Below are 13,834 nucleotides of genomic sequence, written 5' to 3' on the forward strand. Positions count from 1 at the left end.
AATTGCCTGTCTGCTTTCTCGTCGTCGGTTTCATCGTCGGTCTTGTCCTTCTCGTCGTCATCCGCAGTCGGAACCTCTTTCTCAAGAGGCTGCTCGATGTCCGCTGCGGCTACTTGAAAGAGTGACCGTAGGGGGCCAGCGCGGCGTTAACCGCAGCCACGTAGTCAGCACGGGTGATCTCGCCACGATCAGCCATTTCGCGGGCTTGCTTGGGGCCAAGCTGGATGCCACCGACAGTCACCGGGAGCTGGTCGACGAGGGCCTGTGGCGCGCTACCGTTCATCGGCTTGGCAGCGGCCACCTGAGCCTTCTGGCCTTCGGACAAAGCCTGCCCGGTGTTGATGCCCACCCGCTGTGCGCGGAGCTGTTCATTGAACTGTAGGCTGCGTTCGGTCGCTGCCGCGATCTGGGCCTGAAGGGCTGCCTCTTTCTGGGCTGCCTTGGCCTGTTCGGCGGCAGCATCAACCCGGCGCAGTTCTTCGTGGCGCTCCGTTGTAGACATGCTGGCGAGGTCCCTGCCGTTCACGGTGATGCCGGAAGGGGCCGGGGCAACCGTGGCGCTGTTGATGACAAGGCCGGATGCTCTGCTGAAGTCGTTCATGTTCGTTCGTTCCTTCGTTGGTTGGTGGCTTAGAGGGCTTCGACGACGCCGTTGCGGACAGTCGTGGTGACGTCGATCAGCGGTGCTGGGGCCGGCTTCTTGACGCTCTCTGGGTTGGCCGTAGCGCGGGCCTCTGCGTCTGCCTTAGCGGCCACTTCGGCTGCATTGTCGGCGTCGGCGTAGGCGTTGCCCGAGATGAAATCGTTGGTGTTGGTCGTGGTCATGTTCATTCCTCATTGCTTGCGCTCCCCGGCCACCATGGTCGAGGTTGTTGCGCTGGTTGGATTGTTGGATTTCACCCCATGTCAGATATGGGGGGTGACCTGTGCTATGCCCTGCGGGTGAACCCGTAGGCGTCCTGCGGTGTCGGCGATGGCGTATCTGCCGGTGCTGCTGCGGTCGTGCTGCTGGCTTTGCGGGGCCTCATCGAGACTTCAGCTAAACGCCTTGCGCGGTTCCCCGCTTCAAGCTCTGGGGAGCCAAAGACTTCGAAGCACCGCTCGGCCACCACCCCGAAGTCCTCGGCCCATTCCATGCCGGTGACTGCCTTCAGTTGCCTGTCAAGCTCTGAACTGGTTTCCCAATCGTCGCTCTTGATCATGGCGACCAAGGCTAGGGCCTGCTCCCGCGTCGGGTAGGTTCTGGTCCAGTCCCGCCGCTTGATGCTGTCAAAGTCCGGCATTGGCCCTCGCCTCCATTGCAGCCCTCACAAACCTTGGGGGCAGCGTCGGTGAGTTCCATTCGCGCATGTGGTGGAAGTCAGGGTCGCCCCGCTCGGGCACCGCGTAATCCCAATCCCAGCCGTCTTCAGGGTCGTTCCCGAAGTGGGCGTCTAGGAAGGGCTTGTAACCTTCGCCCCGTTCCCTCGCCTGCTTCTCTTCAGGGCGTTCCGGCTCCCCGCCTATTGCGTCGCCAAACCAGTCCAGCGCCTTCTGAAGCTCGACCTCCCATGCTCGGGTCTGCCACGTCGGCACGAAGCAGTAGGGGTCCCCGCAGTTGGTCCTGCCGTCGTCCTTGACCTTCACAAGTTCGGCATAGACTGCGCGCCGCTCACCTCGCTGGTAGGCTGGAACCTTGATCGGTTCTCGCTTCCCTCGCTTCGCCATGGCCTTCTTAATCGAGTTGGTGCGGGCTGCCTTCTGCTGCTTGGTCAGCGTCCATTCGGGGGCCAGACGGTAGCCCTTGGGAAGGGGAGAGGGCTTGCCCTGGGCGTCCAGTTGGAGGTGGCGCCGCCAGTCGTGCCGGTCGCCGCGGGCCTGCCGCTTCAGGTTCTCCTCGGCCTTATCTTTGGCGGTCTTGCCGGTCTTGCCCATGTCACCCTGTACGGATAGACCGCCGCTGTATTGTGAGACGTCAGGTTGATGCTCGTGGTCCCATAGGGGTCGGTCGTAGGTGGTGTAGGTTTCAGTCATTCATGCGCGCTCCTTTGGTTGGGGTGGAAGGTGGTGACGGCGAGAGGAGACAATCTGTCATCCTCCCACCGGGTGTCATAACTTCATGTAACCTTCGGTTCTCTTCAGAATGAAGGCTCTTCGAAGGTGATGAATGAAGGCGTTGCTTAGCGTGGAGACCATGGATGAGAGACACAATCAGTCTCTACATTCGAACCCCCAGCCTTCAGGGTTCTCTTTGGTCGATACTTCAGGCTGTGCTAGGGCTGGTGTGAGAGTAGGCTCAAAGGCTCTGCTGAAGGTGCTGACCTCAGGAGGAAGGACTTCCGTCCATCCCTGATTACCAGTTCACTCTCAGTCCACTTTCAGTCTGTGGTCTTCCACCGGAGGGGCCACCCGAAGGGAACCTTTAAGGGGTAGAGACCCGATAGGGTATGATCCCTAAATAGGATCATCAACCAACTAAGTCATTGTTATCATTTGATAATCCGCCTTTGAAGGTTCGATAACTTCACCATCCGTTCAGCTATGAACAATCCTCCTCGTCGTCATGGCAGTGCGCCTCCTCAGTCGGATGCTGACTACCTCCTTGATGGCTCTGGCGTGCTTGGACACGGCCTGCTGAGAGATTCCAAGCATCCGGGCAATCTCAGCCTGAGACCAACCACCATCCATGAGATAGAAGGAAATCCGCTCCCGAGTGCTGGCCCCTCCGTTGTCGCTGGCCCACGGGTCGAACCCGAGAAGGTCAGTGACCATGGGTACCTGAGCTTTCCGGAGGTAGGCCCACAGCTCGAACGGAGCCTTGCTCTGCCTGGTGCGGCTGTGGTGTTCGATCCGGTGTCGCTTGGTGATCTCTCGGCGTTCAACCTCCAGCGCCTCACATGGGCGAGACAGGTAAGCGCGGACGGCCCTCAATGAGATGCCGACAACCTTCGACGTGGCTGGGCCTGAGAAGCCCTCAGAGCGTAGGACGTGCGTAGCCTTGTGGTGGAAGTCGGGTGCCCGCTCGGTGTCCTTACGGGTGGCCGCTTGGTAGCGTGGGTTTGTCCAACGTGGCCCCTTTTTCTTGGGATCGGCGTTCGTGGTAGGGTTCATTTCGCTCCTTCAGCGTGGTGATGGTTGATCGGTGGTCGTCAGTCCGAGCTTGTCTGGTCGAAGAAAGATGCAGCCCCCGCCCTATGCAGCGGGAGCCAGCCTTATCCAGTCTTCAAGTTGAGCGGTCGTAAGGCGCTTGATGGCCGCGTGCGCCTCGGCCTCCAGACGTTCCCGTTCGGTGATGGGTTTGGCGGTAATGGACGTCGAGAGGCTCTGCTGAACTTTGTCACTACGTAGCGACAAACTGGCCTTCTGCTTCTCTCGGGTGGCTCGAACACTGGCAGCCGTACTGGCCCGCACCTCTGCCTCGGTGGTTCGCCCCGTGGCTACTGAAATGAGTTGTTCGGCACGCGTCCGCTTGATGGGGCAGTGATCGGCCAGGAACTTTGTCCAAACCATCGTCCGCTGCCCGTACGGCACCGCGACGTCGATCCTTCGCTTGGCCTCGGCCAGATACAGGCCGCTCGACTTGGCGTGATCGATGGCCCGCTGGTTGCTCCGCTCGCCCGCTTTATAGTGGGCGTATGCCTGAGCCCCGAGTTGTTCGAGGCTGGTGTCGTCAAAACTCACATTCGTTCCTTTCGTTGGGGCTGGGACCTTGTCCGGTCGAAAAAAGATGCAGTGGTGCGGCATGTCCGCTTTAAAGACACGGATAGGCAGACACGCGATTGGGCATAGCTGGGCCACGCCTCACCAAGACCGACCCGCCAGCGCCACGTCCAGTCGCCCCGGAAGGAGCGAAACAAGGCAACAGGGACAAGACCGATCCGTACCGGTGGCGGCAGGAGCAGTCGCTTGCTGGGAGAACAGCGCGGGTCGGTCTGGGTGAAGAGTGTTTCGAGTGCTAGTGGTGTGGCTTGTCGCCTGCTCAGTGCTAGTGGGATGGCTTGTCGCCTGCCCAGCCTAGTGGGTGGGTTTGTGTCGCTTAGCTCGCTACGCTGCGCGGGCAGGATGTTGCCTAGCCTCAGCAATCGCTAATGAAAGCCCTGCGTAGTCTATTCAGCACCAGCTAATGGACCACCTTCTGTGCTAGTGGACAACCAATTCACCTGCTCAGCTAGTGGTGGCCTTTGTGGGTCGAAACTGTTGCCCAGTGCTAGTAGTCACCTTTGTCGCTGGAAAGCCCTTGCTGTGCTAGTAGGGGCCTTTATCGACCCGCCGCTCACTCGTTCATGATCTTCTGAACCGTGGCGGTCGAGTAGCCAACAGCCGCTGCAATCGCCCTGATCGAGGCACCCTCGGCCCGCATGTCGCGCACCTTCTGTTCAACCTCATCGGTCACCGTCTTGGGCCGCCCTAGGTGGTCCCCCCGGGCCTTGGCCTTGGCGATGCCCTCCATCTGCCGTTCCTTCCGTAGGGCAGTCTCAAACTCTGCAATGCTGGCAAGGATGCCAAACATGAGCTTGCCGTGCGGCTTGGTCGTATCGAGGGACGGGTCGTTCAACACCCGGAACCCGACACCGCGCTTGTCGAGGTCTTCCACGATCTGGTGAAGGTGCGCCGCCGATCTTGCCAGACGGTCGACCTTGGTTACCACCAGCGTGTCACCCTTCCGAACGAACCGCAGCGCCTCGGCAAGCTTCGGCCTATCATTGTCCAGTCCCGACAGCCGGTCTTGAAAGATGTGGTCGTCCGCCGCCCCTGCCGCCTTCAACTGGTCGATCTGAACTGCCGTGTTCTGGTCGGTCGTGCTAACCCGTGCGTATCCAACGATTGCCATGGCGTGAACTATCTCCTTAGAGCCAATGTTTACAACCATTACCTCACGCTAAGTTCACACGTCAACAGGCATGTGAGAAAAAGATTACCTTTGTTCACGCCTTTATGGTTCCGTGGCCCGCTAGCGCGCGTTCATGTCAGCCTCGGTGTCACCCCAGCGCCACCCGCCGCGCCACCCAGCGCACCCACCTTGGGGTCCTGTGTGGTGGAACAGAAGAGGCCACGGGGGGGCCGGCGCGAGCCTGTTATCCGATCCCCCGCTCAGAAATTTCTACCAAACATTCCTGACCTACATTAGATGTCGCTTATGTCTCTCAATTGGTTTAACCCTCCTGTGCCCGTCAGGGGTGAGCGTGCCGGCATGACCTACAACGTCAGCAACGTTGAGGCAGCTTCCGAACATCTCCTCAAGTGGACTAAGCGCGGCCCTAAGTGGAACCTGGCGGTGCGCGTTTGCATCGCCTGCCTAGCCGACCAAGCGACACCTCAGGAGGTCCGGAGGGCCTTCAGGGCTGCTGCTAAGGAAGAGGGGAGGCTCTCGCCCGATCACTCATCAGTAAGCAGGCAGTAATGGAGATTCCTCGTCTGCTCTCGTCTAAGTGAAGCGAAAGTGCTAGACGTTTCGCAGGGGGGATCAAGATGAATGGGATCAGAGGGGCGCTGGTCGACGCAGTGATTGCTGTGCTACCAATTGCCATCGTGTTCTTCAGTGGTTGGGCGTATTTGTCGAGCTACATCGGCGAATTTGGAGTGGACGCTACAGAGGTAACTGTCCCCCTGCCAACTGTTTTGGTTTATGCATTCTCGCCTCTCAAGTCCCCTAGAGTTTTGTTTTTCCTTGCCGTTTGTTTGGCTGGTTGGCTGGCCTATGGATACTACCGAGAAAAAGAGTGCCGAGATCAGATTATGGTCGTCGCGTCATTGGTGGGCCTCGTCATTCTTCTATTCGTCATCAGGGATGCCGCCCAAAGTGAAGCGAAGACCATGGCACACTTGGTGTGGACTGGGGACAAGGCATTCTCGGTTCCCGTTCTTATCACGCCGCATCAAGATGAGGCTTATGACGCCTTTGAGAAGTGTCGAGACAGGCGGGGACTTCGCCAAATCATTGGATTACCTGATCGGATGTATTTGCTGTGTCGCGATAAGTACTACTCTTGTGAACGCGGAAGAATGTTCGTAGTCTCCAATGCCGGCGCCATAATTTATTCTGCAATACAACTTCGTGAACCTGAAGCTGGGGAGAAGGACTGTGAAAAATAGGTGTTTGTTTCTGGCTGTCGCTTTCGCCATTTTTCCGCTGGGGCAAGTTGCCGCGCAGCAGGCGATCGCTGGGGTCGTAGTTGTGGATGGCCCGTACGAGCTTGTGGGAGGAGGCAGCGGAGTTCTGGGTTTCGTATTGTCGCGAGCGGGCGGGAAGGCAAACTTTCAACCATGTACTGGCAAGGTCCAAATGGTCGACGATTCAGACCTGGAGCGTTCGTCGTCGGCTTGTAGGGATGAGCCCGGGGCAGACCCCAACGCCTTCAATGTCGCATGCGCTGATGTCGAATCGCAGGTCGCGATAGTGACCGCGCAGGTCGGCCATGAGGTCAGCCAAGTAGATCTTGGGACCGTGTTCCTGAAGGCTGCGGATGGGTACGCTCAAGGGGTGGCGCCGCCACATGAGGCACCTTGGGTGCAATGGAACGACGCATTTGTGGCTCCTTACTCTGTATGTGGCCAAAAGTACGTTGTCCTTCCCAAGACGGGAATTGACCAAGCTTGGATCGGAGTTCTCAAGGCACCTTCGCAGTAAGGTTGCCATTCACGCTCCAAATTCCTCGTGATTGGTCTCGTGGGCGGCAATACTACTCCATATCCGGCACGTCACCGCCCACAAATAGCGTCGTCGGTTCGCCGTATTCGCCAAGCGCCGGATTGGCCTCGCGCGACCATGCAATGACACCGGCATGTTTCCCCGCCAAGCCCCTCGCGGTCCTTATCGCCCGATCTTCGGTCTGCTGCTCGGCTGGCCCGTAGACTGGCTGGAGGTCGCCGATCTCATCGCGGTCGAAGGCAGTGACGACTATCAGCTTTGGGGCCTTCTGCAGAGGAAGAATGCTGTCTGACATGTTGATGCCTTTCCGTTGCCCTCTAGTCGGTCTCGCCGCGCCTACGTCTGTGCCACCCCCGGCTGAACCCATAGCTCACGGCGGGAGCCCATAGGGCCACCTCACGCTCCAACGAGGCGTTAACGACAAGAAGCGCCTTCACTGCCTCTCGGGCATCCCCGCCGCAGGTCGCGATGACCTCATCGGCCGCAAGCTCCCAGTCCATCGCGGGAGGATCGACTTGCTGTTGCTCGGCTGGCATTGCTCTTCCTCACAGGCATTTCTCACCATCGCCACGATGCTCGAAGCAGAACCAATGAGGTGCCTGCTTTGGCTTCGCGAAACCCCAGCCTGCATCCTTGCCGCAGCCAGGACGTTCGCAACAATGATGCTGGATACCGGGCACTGTGACGTGTTCGGGGCTTGGAAGCCTGATTTCGTCGCTCACGTCCGTTATCACCCCAACATTACCGGGGTGTCGTCATAGCTGACAGTAGCCACCCCCGGATGCCGGTGGGCGATGGCGAGTATCTTGGTCTCAAGCTCACAGTTGTAGACCATGAGCGCCTTCACGGTCTCAAGCGGGCTCTCGTATCGAGCGATCAGCTTCATCGCCTCCGAATGCAGTTCGGCTTTGGCCTCAGCGTCCAAATGCAAAATGCTCACCGCCGTTTCTCCTTGCGGGACGTGGTCCCGAGCGCGCGTCAAGTTGTTCCTGAAGGCGCCCGTTGAGGACGATCATTTCCTTGAGCGCCTTCATCACGTCGCCCTTGTGTACGGCAACGAACTTGTCGGCGACGGCTTGAAGGGCAGCCTCTCGGCGGCTGTCGAGTGTCACGATGTGTTCCATGGCGATTGCTCCAAACGCTTGGATAGCCACAGTGAACAAAAAGAGAACATAAATGTCAAGAGCGGATTGACCGAGAGAGGAATGAGTTCCTATTTTGGGCCATGCCCGATACTGGTGGAAGACGAAAGCGCGGTGGCGAATGGAAGCTCAGCAATGCCCATGAGATTGGGCAGCTCGTGCTGGTCCGCTGCGGGTTGTGCAACGTCAAGCGTTGGTATCTGCCGGGTGACCTCAAGGAAATCTTCGGGGACAGCGAGGCCGAGTTAGTGGGGAACAAAATGAGTTGCAAACGGTGCGGCAAGAACGAGTACATGCACGCCGAGACGCAAAACCCATCGGCACGAGAACGGCAGGGCATTCGGGTCACGCGGCTTGCCGAAATAAGGACCGTGCGGAGGGTTATCTGGCGAGAAGAGACCTGACCCAGGCTCAACGCCTAGACCCTAACTGAGGGATCGATCCACGCCGCCAATGAGGCAATGACGCTCTTGAAATGGGGGTGATCCGTCTGCCATGCCGTTGACCCCAGAAGGACAGTCGTTATCTCCGGCGTGGCCTTGCCTTCGGTGACACCCAAGCTTTGCTCAAGGTCAACGGGCCACATCGCTTGCAAATCGGATACAGTGCGGCACCTTTCTATGGCGGCGCGAGCCTTCTCCGTCTTTGGCTTTACGGTACCATCCTTCAGAATATCTTCATCGGTGAGCGCGCACCAACGTATGCCCAACGATCTCGAAATTGAGGCGAAGGCGGGAATGGATGATACCCCCTCGCACTGGGTGACGCTGACGGACCTAGCGTCAATGTCGACGCCCAATTGTTCGAACGCGAGTTTGACGGCGAATTGGTCGTCCTTACCCTCGCAGAACACGGCAGCCGTGCCGAACAAGAAGTCGTGGGCGCCACGATCGTCAAGCTTCGACTGCAGCTTCGCGCTCTGCTCCAACTTATCCGTCTGAAGGCTCTTGCTCGTCACCGAGCCCTTGGTCCTCACCAAACGGGTGATAACTTGATCTTGGTCGAAAGAGACCAACTCAGGCGAATGCGTTGTGTAGACCACCGTCCAGCCCTTCAAAGCCAGGGCACCGAGAACCTTTCGGATCTTGCGACGCAGATGGGGATGAAGGTGTGTCTCCGGCTCTTCCAAGAGTAGGACAACCCTCTCCTTCAACAACTCGGGGTACTCGGAGAGTGCCTCCAATGCGGCGAGACGGATCACACTCTGCCAACCGTCGCCCATACTCTTTAGTGGTGTTGTGACGCTGTCAGGGTCCGTGGCTAGCGACACGGCAAGTTGTTGCGCCAGCCATTCCTCCAACAACTGCGTATTTGGCTGCAGATCAATCTTTGCGTGGCTGCCAACGTAGCGGCTGAAGACCCTCTCTAGGCGCGGCTTCATGTCGTCGCTCCAGAACGGAAAGGCTTCTACGGCTTGTCGAAAAAAGTCGTATGCCTTGTGTAGCGTTCCAGGCATCTTCCTTTCGCCGCCGTCACCGACCTTCATAACCCAATCATCAATGAGGAAGCGCGTTGCCAGAAGCTTGGATAGTTTGGCGATAGGGCCAGACTTCCAGACATACAGGGACGCTTCGATGTTCTGAGGTTTGAAGAACCATACCTCGGGCGTGTGTTCATGAATGTCGTCTAGCCGAGCGTTCACAAGCTTGTATCCGATGTCGTGGTCGGCGTACTTCTTCTTGTCGTCCGCGCTAAGTGACGTCCGAGGGGCGGTCGTCACGCTGTTGCCCTCGCCGTCGAACAAAGTTCGGCTATGGCTCAACTTGCCACCCTTGGCAGTCCTCCCCTTAACCTGAACGCCGTGGATCATGCTGGGTTTTGCTACGCCCTTAACTGCCGGGTATCCGAGTTCGTTGTCCGAATGGAAGTGCACTTGGACGGTGAACTCGTTTGACGGTTTCCCGGAGGCGTCACAGAAGAAATCTGTCGGTTCCGGTGACCACTGGTGGTAGCCGCCGCCATTTAAAGCCAACGCAATCGCATTAAGAACGGTCGACTTCCCCGCATTGTTCGAGCCGATGAGAACAGAGGGAAAGCCATCGCGTAGATCGAGCTCCAAATGCTCGATGCCACGAAAGCAGTCGATCACTACCTTCGACAGTTTGAAGTCGATGGGCATTATCTGCTCTCCAAATCTTTGCACCGGGCACGCGGGTCACATCACTGGCGTTCAGCCCACTTTCTGGGCATCACAACAACGAAAGTTGGCCACCTGCGTCTTTGGCATTCTGTGGAAACTTGATCTGCGTGGCCGGCTTCTCAACGATCACAAGAGCGTCGTCCGGTGCCGTCCGCTGTAGCCGCTTCGCCTCGGACCACGGCGCGCTCAGCCACGTCTCGGTTTCCTCTTGCGTCCTCAGAATGACAGGCATCGCCTTCTCGTGGATCGGCTTGATGAGTGCGTTGGGTGCGGTCGTCATGAAACCGTAAAGCTCGAAGTCGCCGGGACCGTCCTTGACCTTCCGAACCCCATACCAAGGCGTCCAAAGGCCAGCGAAGAAGAACAGAGGGCGGTCATCGCTGACGGCAAACCAGAAGTTCCGCTGAATGCCTGTCTCTGGGTCCTTGTCGCCCGGCGTTGGGCTGGGCTCCGCGAAGCTCGTCACAGGGACCACGCAACGATACTCGACGCCAACATACTGCTGCCAGTGGCCGTATTGCGGATTGCGTATGTTCGTGGTGCCATAGTCGGCCTTACCCTTGACCCGCTCTGGCGGTGTCGGCATTCCCCAGAGAAGTCGGGCAAGCTCCCGTTCCCCATCCGGCGCATTGCGAGCAACCGGACCGAGCTGGTTGGGATAGACGTCAATCGAAGGTTCAAGGTTGCCCAAGATGTCCCGCAACGCGCCTGTCCACTGTCGGATGGCCTCTTGGCTGGTTGTGATGTTGTAGAGATTACACATCCAGCTAGGATGCCTCGGCCAAACGTTGCAATCCAGAACAATATGACCCACAGACCCGATGCCATTCCGTCGAAAGGTGCCTGCATCTACTGCGGAGACAGAACAACCGCGCTAACGGACGAACACGTGGTGCCTTTTGGCATGGGCGGGAAGCACGTACTTTTGAAAGCGAGTTGTCTCCGCTGCAACAAAGTGACTTCCAAATTTGAACTGGACGTTCTCCAGGAACTATGGGGTGACGCGAGAATTAGCTATGGTTCGCCTACGCGCCACCGCCCCAAAAGGGCGTCAAGAACCCACATAAATATGGTGTTGCCGGATCAATCCCGCAGCATCGACATTCCTGTTTCTGAATATCCCGCAGCCATGGTCTATTATGAAATGGGTCAAGCTGGGGCACTGGCTGGGCTTGATCCATCGGTTGACACATCGGGCGGTTGGAAACTGACTACAGTGACCGACCAACAGAAGCTGGATGCCTTTCCATCGAAATACGGCGTCAGCCCCACAATGAAGTTCAGGCACGTGCCAGTGAGCTTCGGACGCATGATGGTGAAGATTGGCTTTTGTCAAATTCTTACGGCATTGGACCCGGGCGATTTCCGCCCCTACTGTCTCCCATTTCTAATGGGGCAAAGAAGTAATCTCTCCCATGTCGTCGGCAGCAATGGTGCGATGGATGAGCCCGCAACCCAATTTGGATACGTCCTACGGACACACGCTTTTGGAAAGCCAGACCATATCTTCTTGGTGGCCGAGGTGCGTCTCGTCGCAAACAACTCGACGCCCACGTATCACGTCGTGGTTGGCGATGTGGTCGGAAGGGACAATGTCGCGAGTATCCGCCAAAAGCTGGGCAACCCGCAAGACAATGTCCTGAACGGATGGCCGGTTGTGATTGACCCTCAAATGCCTAAGTGGACGCCAAAAGTTTGGCCGAACCTCGCGAGCCTTTGACGCCACAAACCCACCACGGGTCTCCAAGTGGTCTTCTGGTGAGACTTCCTTGGTTCCTTGATCACCGCCTAAAGAGGGGTGTGATCTGTCAGAACAAATGGTAGGAATAGGTGGTGCGTTATAACGCGGGAGGGGCAGTTCATGTCTGATTTAGGTGATCAGAAGAAGTCGATTGTTCAGCAGCTCAAAGAAATTCCAGCGATGGTGCTTGCCATTGAAAAGAGATCACATGCTGGATTTGCTCTTGTTGCTGGGCAAATTCTCGACACTACGCTTGAAGAAGTCCTAGTAAATCACATGCCGGGACTTAATAAGGATATGCGCAAACGGCTGTTCTCGGGCTTTGGGCCACTTGCAACATTTAGTTCGAGAATACACATCGCGGAAGCTCTTGGCCTTATCGACAAAACGTTCGCTAAAGAGCTGCACAAGATGAGGGTAATAAGAAACATGTTTGCGCACAGCATGAGGACTTTGCACTTTGAAGATGAGAAGGTCCTTGAATTGCTGGCCAAGCTTTCGGAGCCATCGAATGGACGTCTCCCACAAAAGCACTTTGTGGAAGCTGTGGCCGAGGCTGTTAAAGCCCTAACCCCCTTGATGAAGACCGAGGAGTAGCCACCCCCGCCAGAACAGGGCGAGGGTCAGGCGTTAGTGAGAGACGCTGTCGTAGAAGGCGATGAGGCGCTTGCCGCAGTCGGTCTTCTCGGTCAGTTTTGGTTATGCTGACTGGTCGCTGGACTGGGGCCAAGGGCCTTCACCATCGCCTCAGTCGCCACCTTAAGCCGCGCCTCTTCTCCCCCGTAATTGTCTCCAGCGCCACCCCCTGAGTGACCCATGATCGACCGCTTGAGCTTCTCAGGAACCCAAGCGATAACCAGCAAGTCCTCCATGCGGTGACGCAATGAGTGGGTGGTCACCTTCCTGTCGGTTACGGCGGCTCTAACGTGTTTGCCAAGCGCGGCTGAGGCTTTGTCGCCACCGCCTTCGTGGCCGTAACGGGCGAACAGCATCTTACTGTTGCCTGCCGCTTTGACAGCTTCCCGTGCCGCCTGGAGAGCGTCACCGATCAGCGGGACCTTTCGGCGAGAGACTTCCGTCTTGACCCGGCGCTCGTCGTGCCACTCGACATCAATGTGTGGGTATTGGGCCTCAAGCATTACGTCGCTGACCCGAAGTCCCGTAATCTCGGATAAACGGCAGCCAGTGCCCTCTAGGAGTCGCCAAATCTGTTGGAGATCAGCGGCGGCGCGGTCAAGCACGCGCTCCCTAGTTGCCGCCAATTGCTCTGGGGTGAAGGGCAGCCTCTTTCGTTTGTCGGGCTCGCGCGCGCTGTCGGCAACGTCAAGCTTCTCAAATTGGTTCTTTGTGCCGGTTAGGTCGAACTCGCGAATGCCGTGGGCAATGATTGCGCGCACGACATTGAGGTATCGGTCCACAGTCGCGGCAGTCGGGATTTCCTTCAACATGGCGTCAGCAACGGTTCTGGCGTCGGAACGCTTCATGTCCGCCAGCACCGGGTCATAGCCGAGAGCCGACTTAACATGCCCGACGACACGGTCGGCTTGCTGTTCGTCTCGCTTCTTCGATTTCTCGGAAGGATTGGTCTTGGTGAACCGGTCCTTCAGATAGAGCCGCTTGGCATCCTCCAGAGTGGGCGAGGGACCCTTAGGGGTACTTGGCGAGGTCAGTATCTTCAGCAGTGCCCGGTCCTCGCTGGAGACGCCAACGGGATGGTCGGTGTCCTTGTCCCTCGGGTAGCCTTTGACGATCCCCTCGGCCACGACATCGCGGGTAATCCATTCGTCCAGTTCGTCCGCGTCATCGGGATCGCCGCTGCCGTTAGCGCGAAACGGGTTGAAGCCGAGGTCCCGAAGTCGCTTCGTCGCTTGGTCGAACAGTTCGCGCGCTGTGAGCTTCGCTGCCGGCGCTTTCACCCCATGCAACTCGTCCCATGCTTTGGCGAAGATTTGCTCGGCCTCGGCGTGTGTGGCGTCATACTGCTTGCGCACCTCGGCATCGGTCTTGCCTAGGCGAAGGACCATTTCTGTCTTGCCGAGAATGCCTTGAAGTGCCTTGGGCACTTTCCTTCGATAGACCCTCCGATTGCCGCGCGGCTGGACGTGTTCCAGTGCCATTTTCATCCTCGGTGTACCCTCGGTGTACCTTTTGGTGTACCTCGGGGAACGTTGAAACCCTTGAGT

At 57.9% G+C, this 13,834-nt stretch carries 18 protein-coding genes and 1 pseudogene; 6 read left to right on the forward strand and 13 right to left on the reverse strand.

Features of this window, described 5'->3' with window-relative positions; genetic code table 11:
• Positions 1-109: 109 nt before the first annotated feature.
• The 7 genes from LHFGNBLO_RS22600 to LHFGNBLO_RS22630 all read right to left on the reverse strand — a co-directional run bounded on the left by LHFGNBLO_RS22600 (position 110) and on the right by LHFGNBLO_RS22630 (position 4,810).
• Positions 110-601 carry a hypothetical protein gene (locus LHFGNBLO_RS22600; protein ID WP_258601564.1) on the reverse strand — a complete coding sequence of 164 codons (492 nt, stop codon included), beginning with the start codon at positions 599-601 and terminating at the stop codon, positions 110-112.
• A gap of 29 nt (positions 602-630) precedes the next feature.
• On the reverse strand, positions 631-825 hold the full coding sequence (locus LHFGNBLO_RS22605; protein ID WP_258601565.1) for a hypothetical protein: 195 nt from the start codon (positions 823-825) through the stop codon (positions 631-633).
• A 104-nt stretch (positions 826-929) separates the two neighbouring features.
• Positions 930-1,283, reverse strand: coding sequence for a hypothetical protein (locus LHFGNBLO_RS22610; RefSeq protein WP_258601566.1), 354 nt, complete (start codon positions 1,281-1,283; stop codon positions 930-932).
• Complete coding sequence (locus LHFGNBLO_RS22615) at positions 1,270-2,013, reverse strand: hypothetical protein (RefSeq protein ID WP_258601567.1); 744 nt, start codon at positions 2,011-2,013, stop codon at positions 1,270-1,272. The genes LHFGNBLO_RS22610 and LHFGNBLO_RS22615 overlap by 14 nt, the downstream gene beginning before the upstream one ends.
• A 501-nt stretch (positions 2,014-2,514) precedes the next feature.
• Positions 2,515-3,090, reverse strand: a complete 576-nt coding sequence (locus tag LHFGNBLO_RS22620; protein WP_258601568.1) for a winged helix-turn-helix domain-containing protein — start codon at positions 3,088-3,090, stop codon at positions 2,515-2,517.
• 81 nt (positions 3,091-3,171) lie between these two features.
• Complete coding sequence (locus LHFGNBLO_RS22625) at positions 3,172-3,660, reverse strand: hypothetical protein (protein WP_258601569.1); 489 nt, start codon at positions 3,658-3,660, stop codon at positions 3,172-3,174.
• A 592-nt stretch (positions 3,661-4,252) separates the two neighbouring features.
• Positions 4,253-4,810 (reverse strand): recombinase family protein, encoded by a 558-nt coding sequence (locus LHFGNBLO_RS22630; RefSeq protein WP_258601570.1) that lies wholly within the window; start codon positions 4,808-4,810, stop codon positions 4,253-4,255.
• Positions 4,811-5,116: 306 nt separating this feature from the next.
• Here LHFGNBLO_RS22630 and LHFGNBLO_RS22635 point away from each other — a divergent pair, with 306 nt between their 5' ends.
• Both LHFGNBLO_RS22635 and LHFGNBLO_RS22640 read left to right on the forward strand, forming a co-directional pair.
• On the forward strand, positions 5,117-5,380 hold the full coding sequence (locus tag LHFGNBLO_RS22635; protein WP_258601571.1) for a DUF982 domain-containing protein: 264 nt from the start codon (positions 5,117-5,119) through the stop codon (positions 5,378-5,380).
• Positions 5,381-5,448: 68 nt separating this feature from the next.
• On the forward strand, positions 5,449-6,072 hold the full coding sequence (locus LHFGNBLO_RS22640; protein WP_258601572.1) for a hypothetical protein: 624 nt from the start codon (positions 5,449-5,451) through the stop codon (positions 6,070-6,072).
• Positions 6,073-6,659: 587 nt separating this feature from the next.
• Here the strand turns inward: LHFGNBLO_RS22640 and LHFGNBLO_RS22645 are convergent.
• The 3 genes from LHFGNBLO_RS22645 to LHFGNBLO_RS22660 all read right to left on the reverse strand — a co-directional run bounded on the left by LHFGNBLO_RS22645 (position 6,660) and on the right by LHFGNBLO_RS22660 (position 7,752).
• Positions 6,660-6,923: a hypothetical protein gene (locus LHFGNBLO_RS22645; RefSeq protein ID WP_258601573.1), complete on the reverse strand. Its 264-nt coding sequence runs from the start codon at positions 6,921-6,923 to the stop codon at positions 6,660-6,662.
• A 435-nt stretch (positions 6,924-7,358) separates the two neighbouring features.
• Positions 7,359-7,568, reverse strand: a complete 210-nt coding sequence (locus LHFGNBLO_RS22655; protein ID WP_258601574.1) for a hypothetical protein — start codon at positions 7,566-7,568, stop codon at positions 7,359-7,361.
• Positions 7,543-7,752 carry a hypothetical protein gene (locus LHFGNBLO_RS22660; protein ID WP_258601575.1) on the reverse strand — a complete coding sequence of 70 codons (210 nt, stop codon included), beginning with the start codon at positions 7,750-7,752 and terminating at the stop codon, positions 7,543-7,545. The genes LHFGNBLO_RS22655 and LHFGNBLO_RS22660 overlap by 26 nt, the downstream gene beginning before the upstream one ends.
• A 101-nt stretch (positions 7,753-7,853) precedes the next feature.
• Between LHFGNBLO_RS22660 and LHFGNBLO_RS22665 the strand changes: the two genes are divergently transcribed.
• A complete protein-coding gene (locus tag LHFGNBLO_RS22665) occupies positions 7,854-8,174 on the forward strand; it encodes a hypothetical protein (RefSeq protein WP_258601576.1) in 321 nt (106 codons plus the stop codon).
• Between the two features lie 14 nt (positions 8,175-8,188).
• Here LHFGNBLO_RS22665 and LHFGNBLO_RS22670 read toward each other — a convergent pair whose 3' ends face one another.
• Positions 8,189-9,889 (reverse strand): ATP-dependent nuclease, encoded by a 1,701-nt coding sequence (locus LHFGNBLO_RS22670; RefSeq protein WP_258601577.1) that lies wholly within the window; start codon positions 9,887-9,889, stop codon positions 8,189-8,191.
• 70 nt (positions 9,890-9,959) lie between these two features.
• Positions 9,960-10,673, reverse strand: coding sequence for an SOS response-associated peptidase (locus LHFGNBLO_RS22675; protein ID WP_258601578.1), 714 nt, complete (start codon positions 10,671-10,673; stop codon positions 9,960-9,962).
• A 42-nt stretch (positions 10,674-10,715) separates the two neighbouring features.
• On the opposite strand from LHFGNBLO_RS22675, the pseudogene LHFGNBLO_RS33690 reads away from it, so the two are divergent.
• From LHFGNBLO_RS33690 to LHFGNBLO_RS22685, 3 genes and pseudogenes are all read left to right on the forward strand, one after another.
• A pseudogene (locus LHFGNBLO_RS33690) lies at positions 10,716-10,856 on the forward strand (hypothetical protein); the annotation flags it as partial.
• 123 nt (positions 10,857-10,979) lie between these two features.
• The gene (locus LHFGNBLO_RS22680) at positions 10,980-11,630 is read left to right on the forward strand and encodes a hypothetical protein (RefSeq protein ID WP_258601579.1); all 651 of its coding nucleotides are present in this window, start codon (positions 10,980-10,982) and stop codon (positions 11,628-11,630) included.
• Positions 11,631-11,771: 141 nt separating this feature from the next.
• Entirely contained in the window at positions 11,772-12,248 is a 477-nt protein-coding gene (locus LHFGNBLO_RS22685) for an Abi family protein (RefSeq protein ID WP_258601580.1), read from the forward strand.
• A 92-nt stretch (positions 12,249-12,340) separates the two neighbouring features.
• On the opposite strand, the gene LHFGNBLO_RS22690 is transcribed toward LHFGNBLO_RS22685, so the two are convergent.
• The gene (locus LHFGNBLO_RS22690; protein ID WP_258601581.1) at positions 12,341-13,768 is read right to left on the reverse strand and encodes a tyrosine-type recombinase/integrase; all 1,428 of its coding nucleotides are present in this window, start codon (positions 13,766-13,768) and stop codon (positions 12,341-12,343) included.
• Positions 13,769-13,834 lie beyond the last annotated feature (66 nt).

The organism is Mesorhizobium sp. AR10 (assembly GCF_024746795.1).
In the GTDB taxonomy this organism is placed as follows: domain Bacteria; phylum Pseudomonadota; class Alphaproteobacteria; order Rhizobiales; family Rhizobiaceae; genus Mesorhizobium.

Coding starts and splice junctions, on each gene's coding strand:
- LHFGNBLO_RS22600 (WP_258601564.1), bottom strand. CDS start 601: ATGAACGACTTCAGCAGAGCATCCGGCCTTGTCATCAACAGCGCCACG.
- LHFGNBLO_RS22605 (WP_258601565.1), bottom strand. CDS start 825: ATGACCACGACCAACACCAACGATTTCATCTCGGGCAACGCCTACGCC.
- LHFGNBLO_RS22610 (WP_258601566.1), bottom strand. CDS start 1,283: ATGCCGGACTTTGACAGCATCAAGCGGCGGGACTGGACCAGAACCTAC.
- LHFGNBLO_RS22615 (WP_258601567.1), bottom strand. CDS start 2,013: ATGACTGAAACCTACACCACCTACGACCGACCCCTATGGGACCACGAG.
- LHFGNBLO_RS22620 (WP_258601568.1), bottom strand. CDS start 3,090: ATGAACCCTACCACGAACGCCGATCCCAAGAAAAAGGGGCCACGTTGG.
- LHFGNBLO_RS22630 (WP_258601570.1), bottom strand. CDS start 4,810: ATGGCAATCGTTGGATACGCACGGGTTAGCACGACCGACCAGAACACG.
- LHFGNBLO_RS22635 (WP_258601571.1), top strand. CDS start 5,117: ATGTCTCTCAATTGGTTTAACCCTCCTGTGCCCGTCAGGGGTGAGCGT.
- LHFGNBLO_RS22640 (WP_258601572.1), top strand. CDS start 5,449: ATGAATGGGATCAGAGGGGCGCTGGTCGACGCAGTGATTGCTGTGCTA.
- LHFGNBLO_RS22645 (WP_258601573.1), bottom strand. CDS start 6,923: ATGTCAGACAGCATTCTTCCTCTGCAGAAGGCCCCAAAGCTGATAGTC.
- LHFGNBLO_RS22660 (WP_258601575.1), bottom strand. CDS start 7,752: ATGGAACACATCGTGACACTCGACAGCCGCCGAGAGGCTGCCCTTCAA.
- LHFGNBLO_RS22665 (WP_258601576.1), top strand. CDS start 7,854: ATGCCCGATACTGGTGGAAGACGAAAGCGCGGTGGCGAATGGAAGCTC.
- LHFGNBLO_RS22670 (WP_258601577.1), bottom strand. CDS start 9,889: ATGCCCATCGACTTCAAACTGTCGAAGGTAGTGATCGACTGCTTTCGT.
- LHFGNBLO_RS22675 (WP_258601578.1), bottom strand. CDS start 10,673: ATGTGTAATCTCTACAACATCACAACCAGCCAAGAGGCCATCCGACAG.
- LHFGNBLO_RS22680 (WP_258601579.1), top strand. CDS start 10,980: ATGGTGTTGCCGGATCAATCCCGCAGCATCGACATTCCTGTTTCTGAA.
- LHFGNBLO_RS22685 (WP_258601580.1), top strand. CDS start 11,772: ATGTCTGATTTAGGTGATCAGAAGAAGTCGATTGTTCAGCAGCTCAAA.
- LHFGNBLO_RS22690 (WP_258601581.1), bottom strand. CDS start 13,768: ATGGCACTGGAACACGTCCAGCCGCGCGGCAATCGGAGGGTCTATCGA.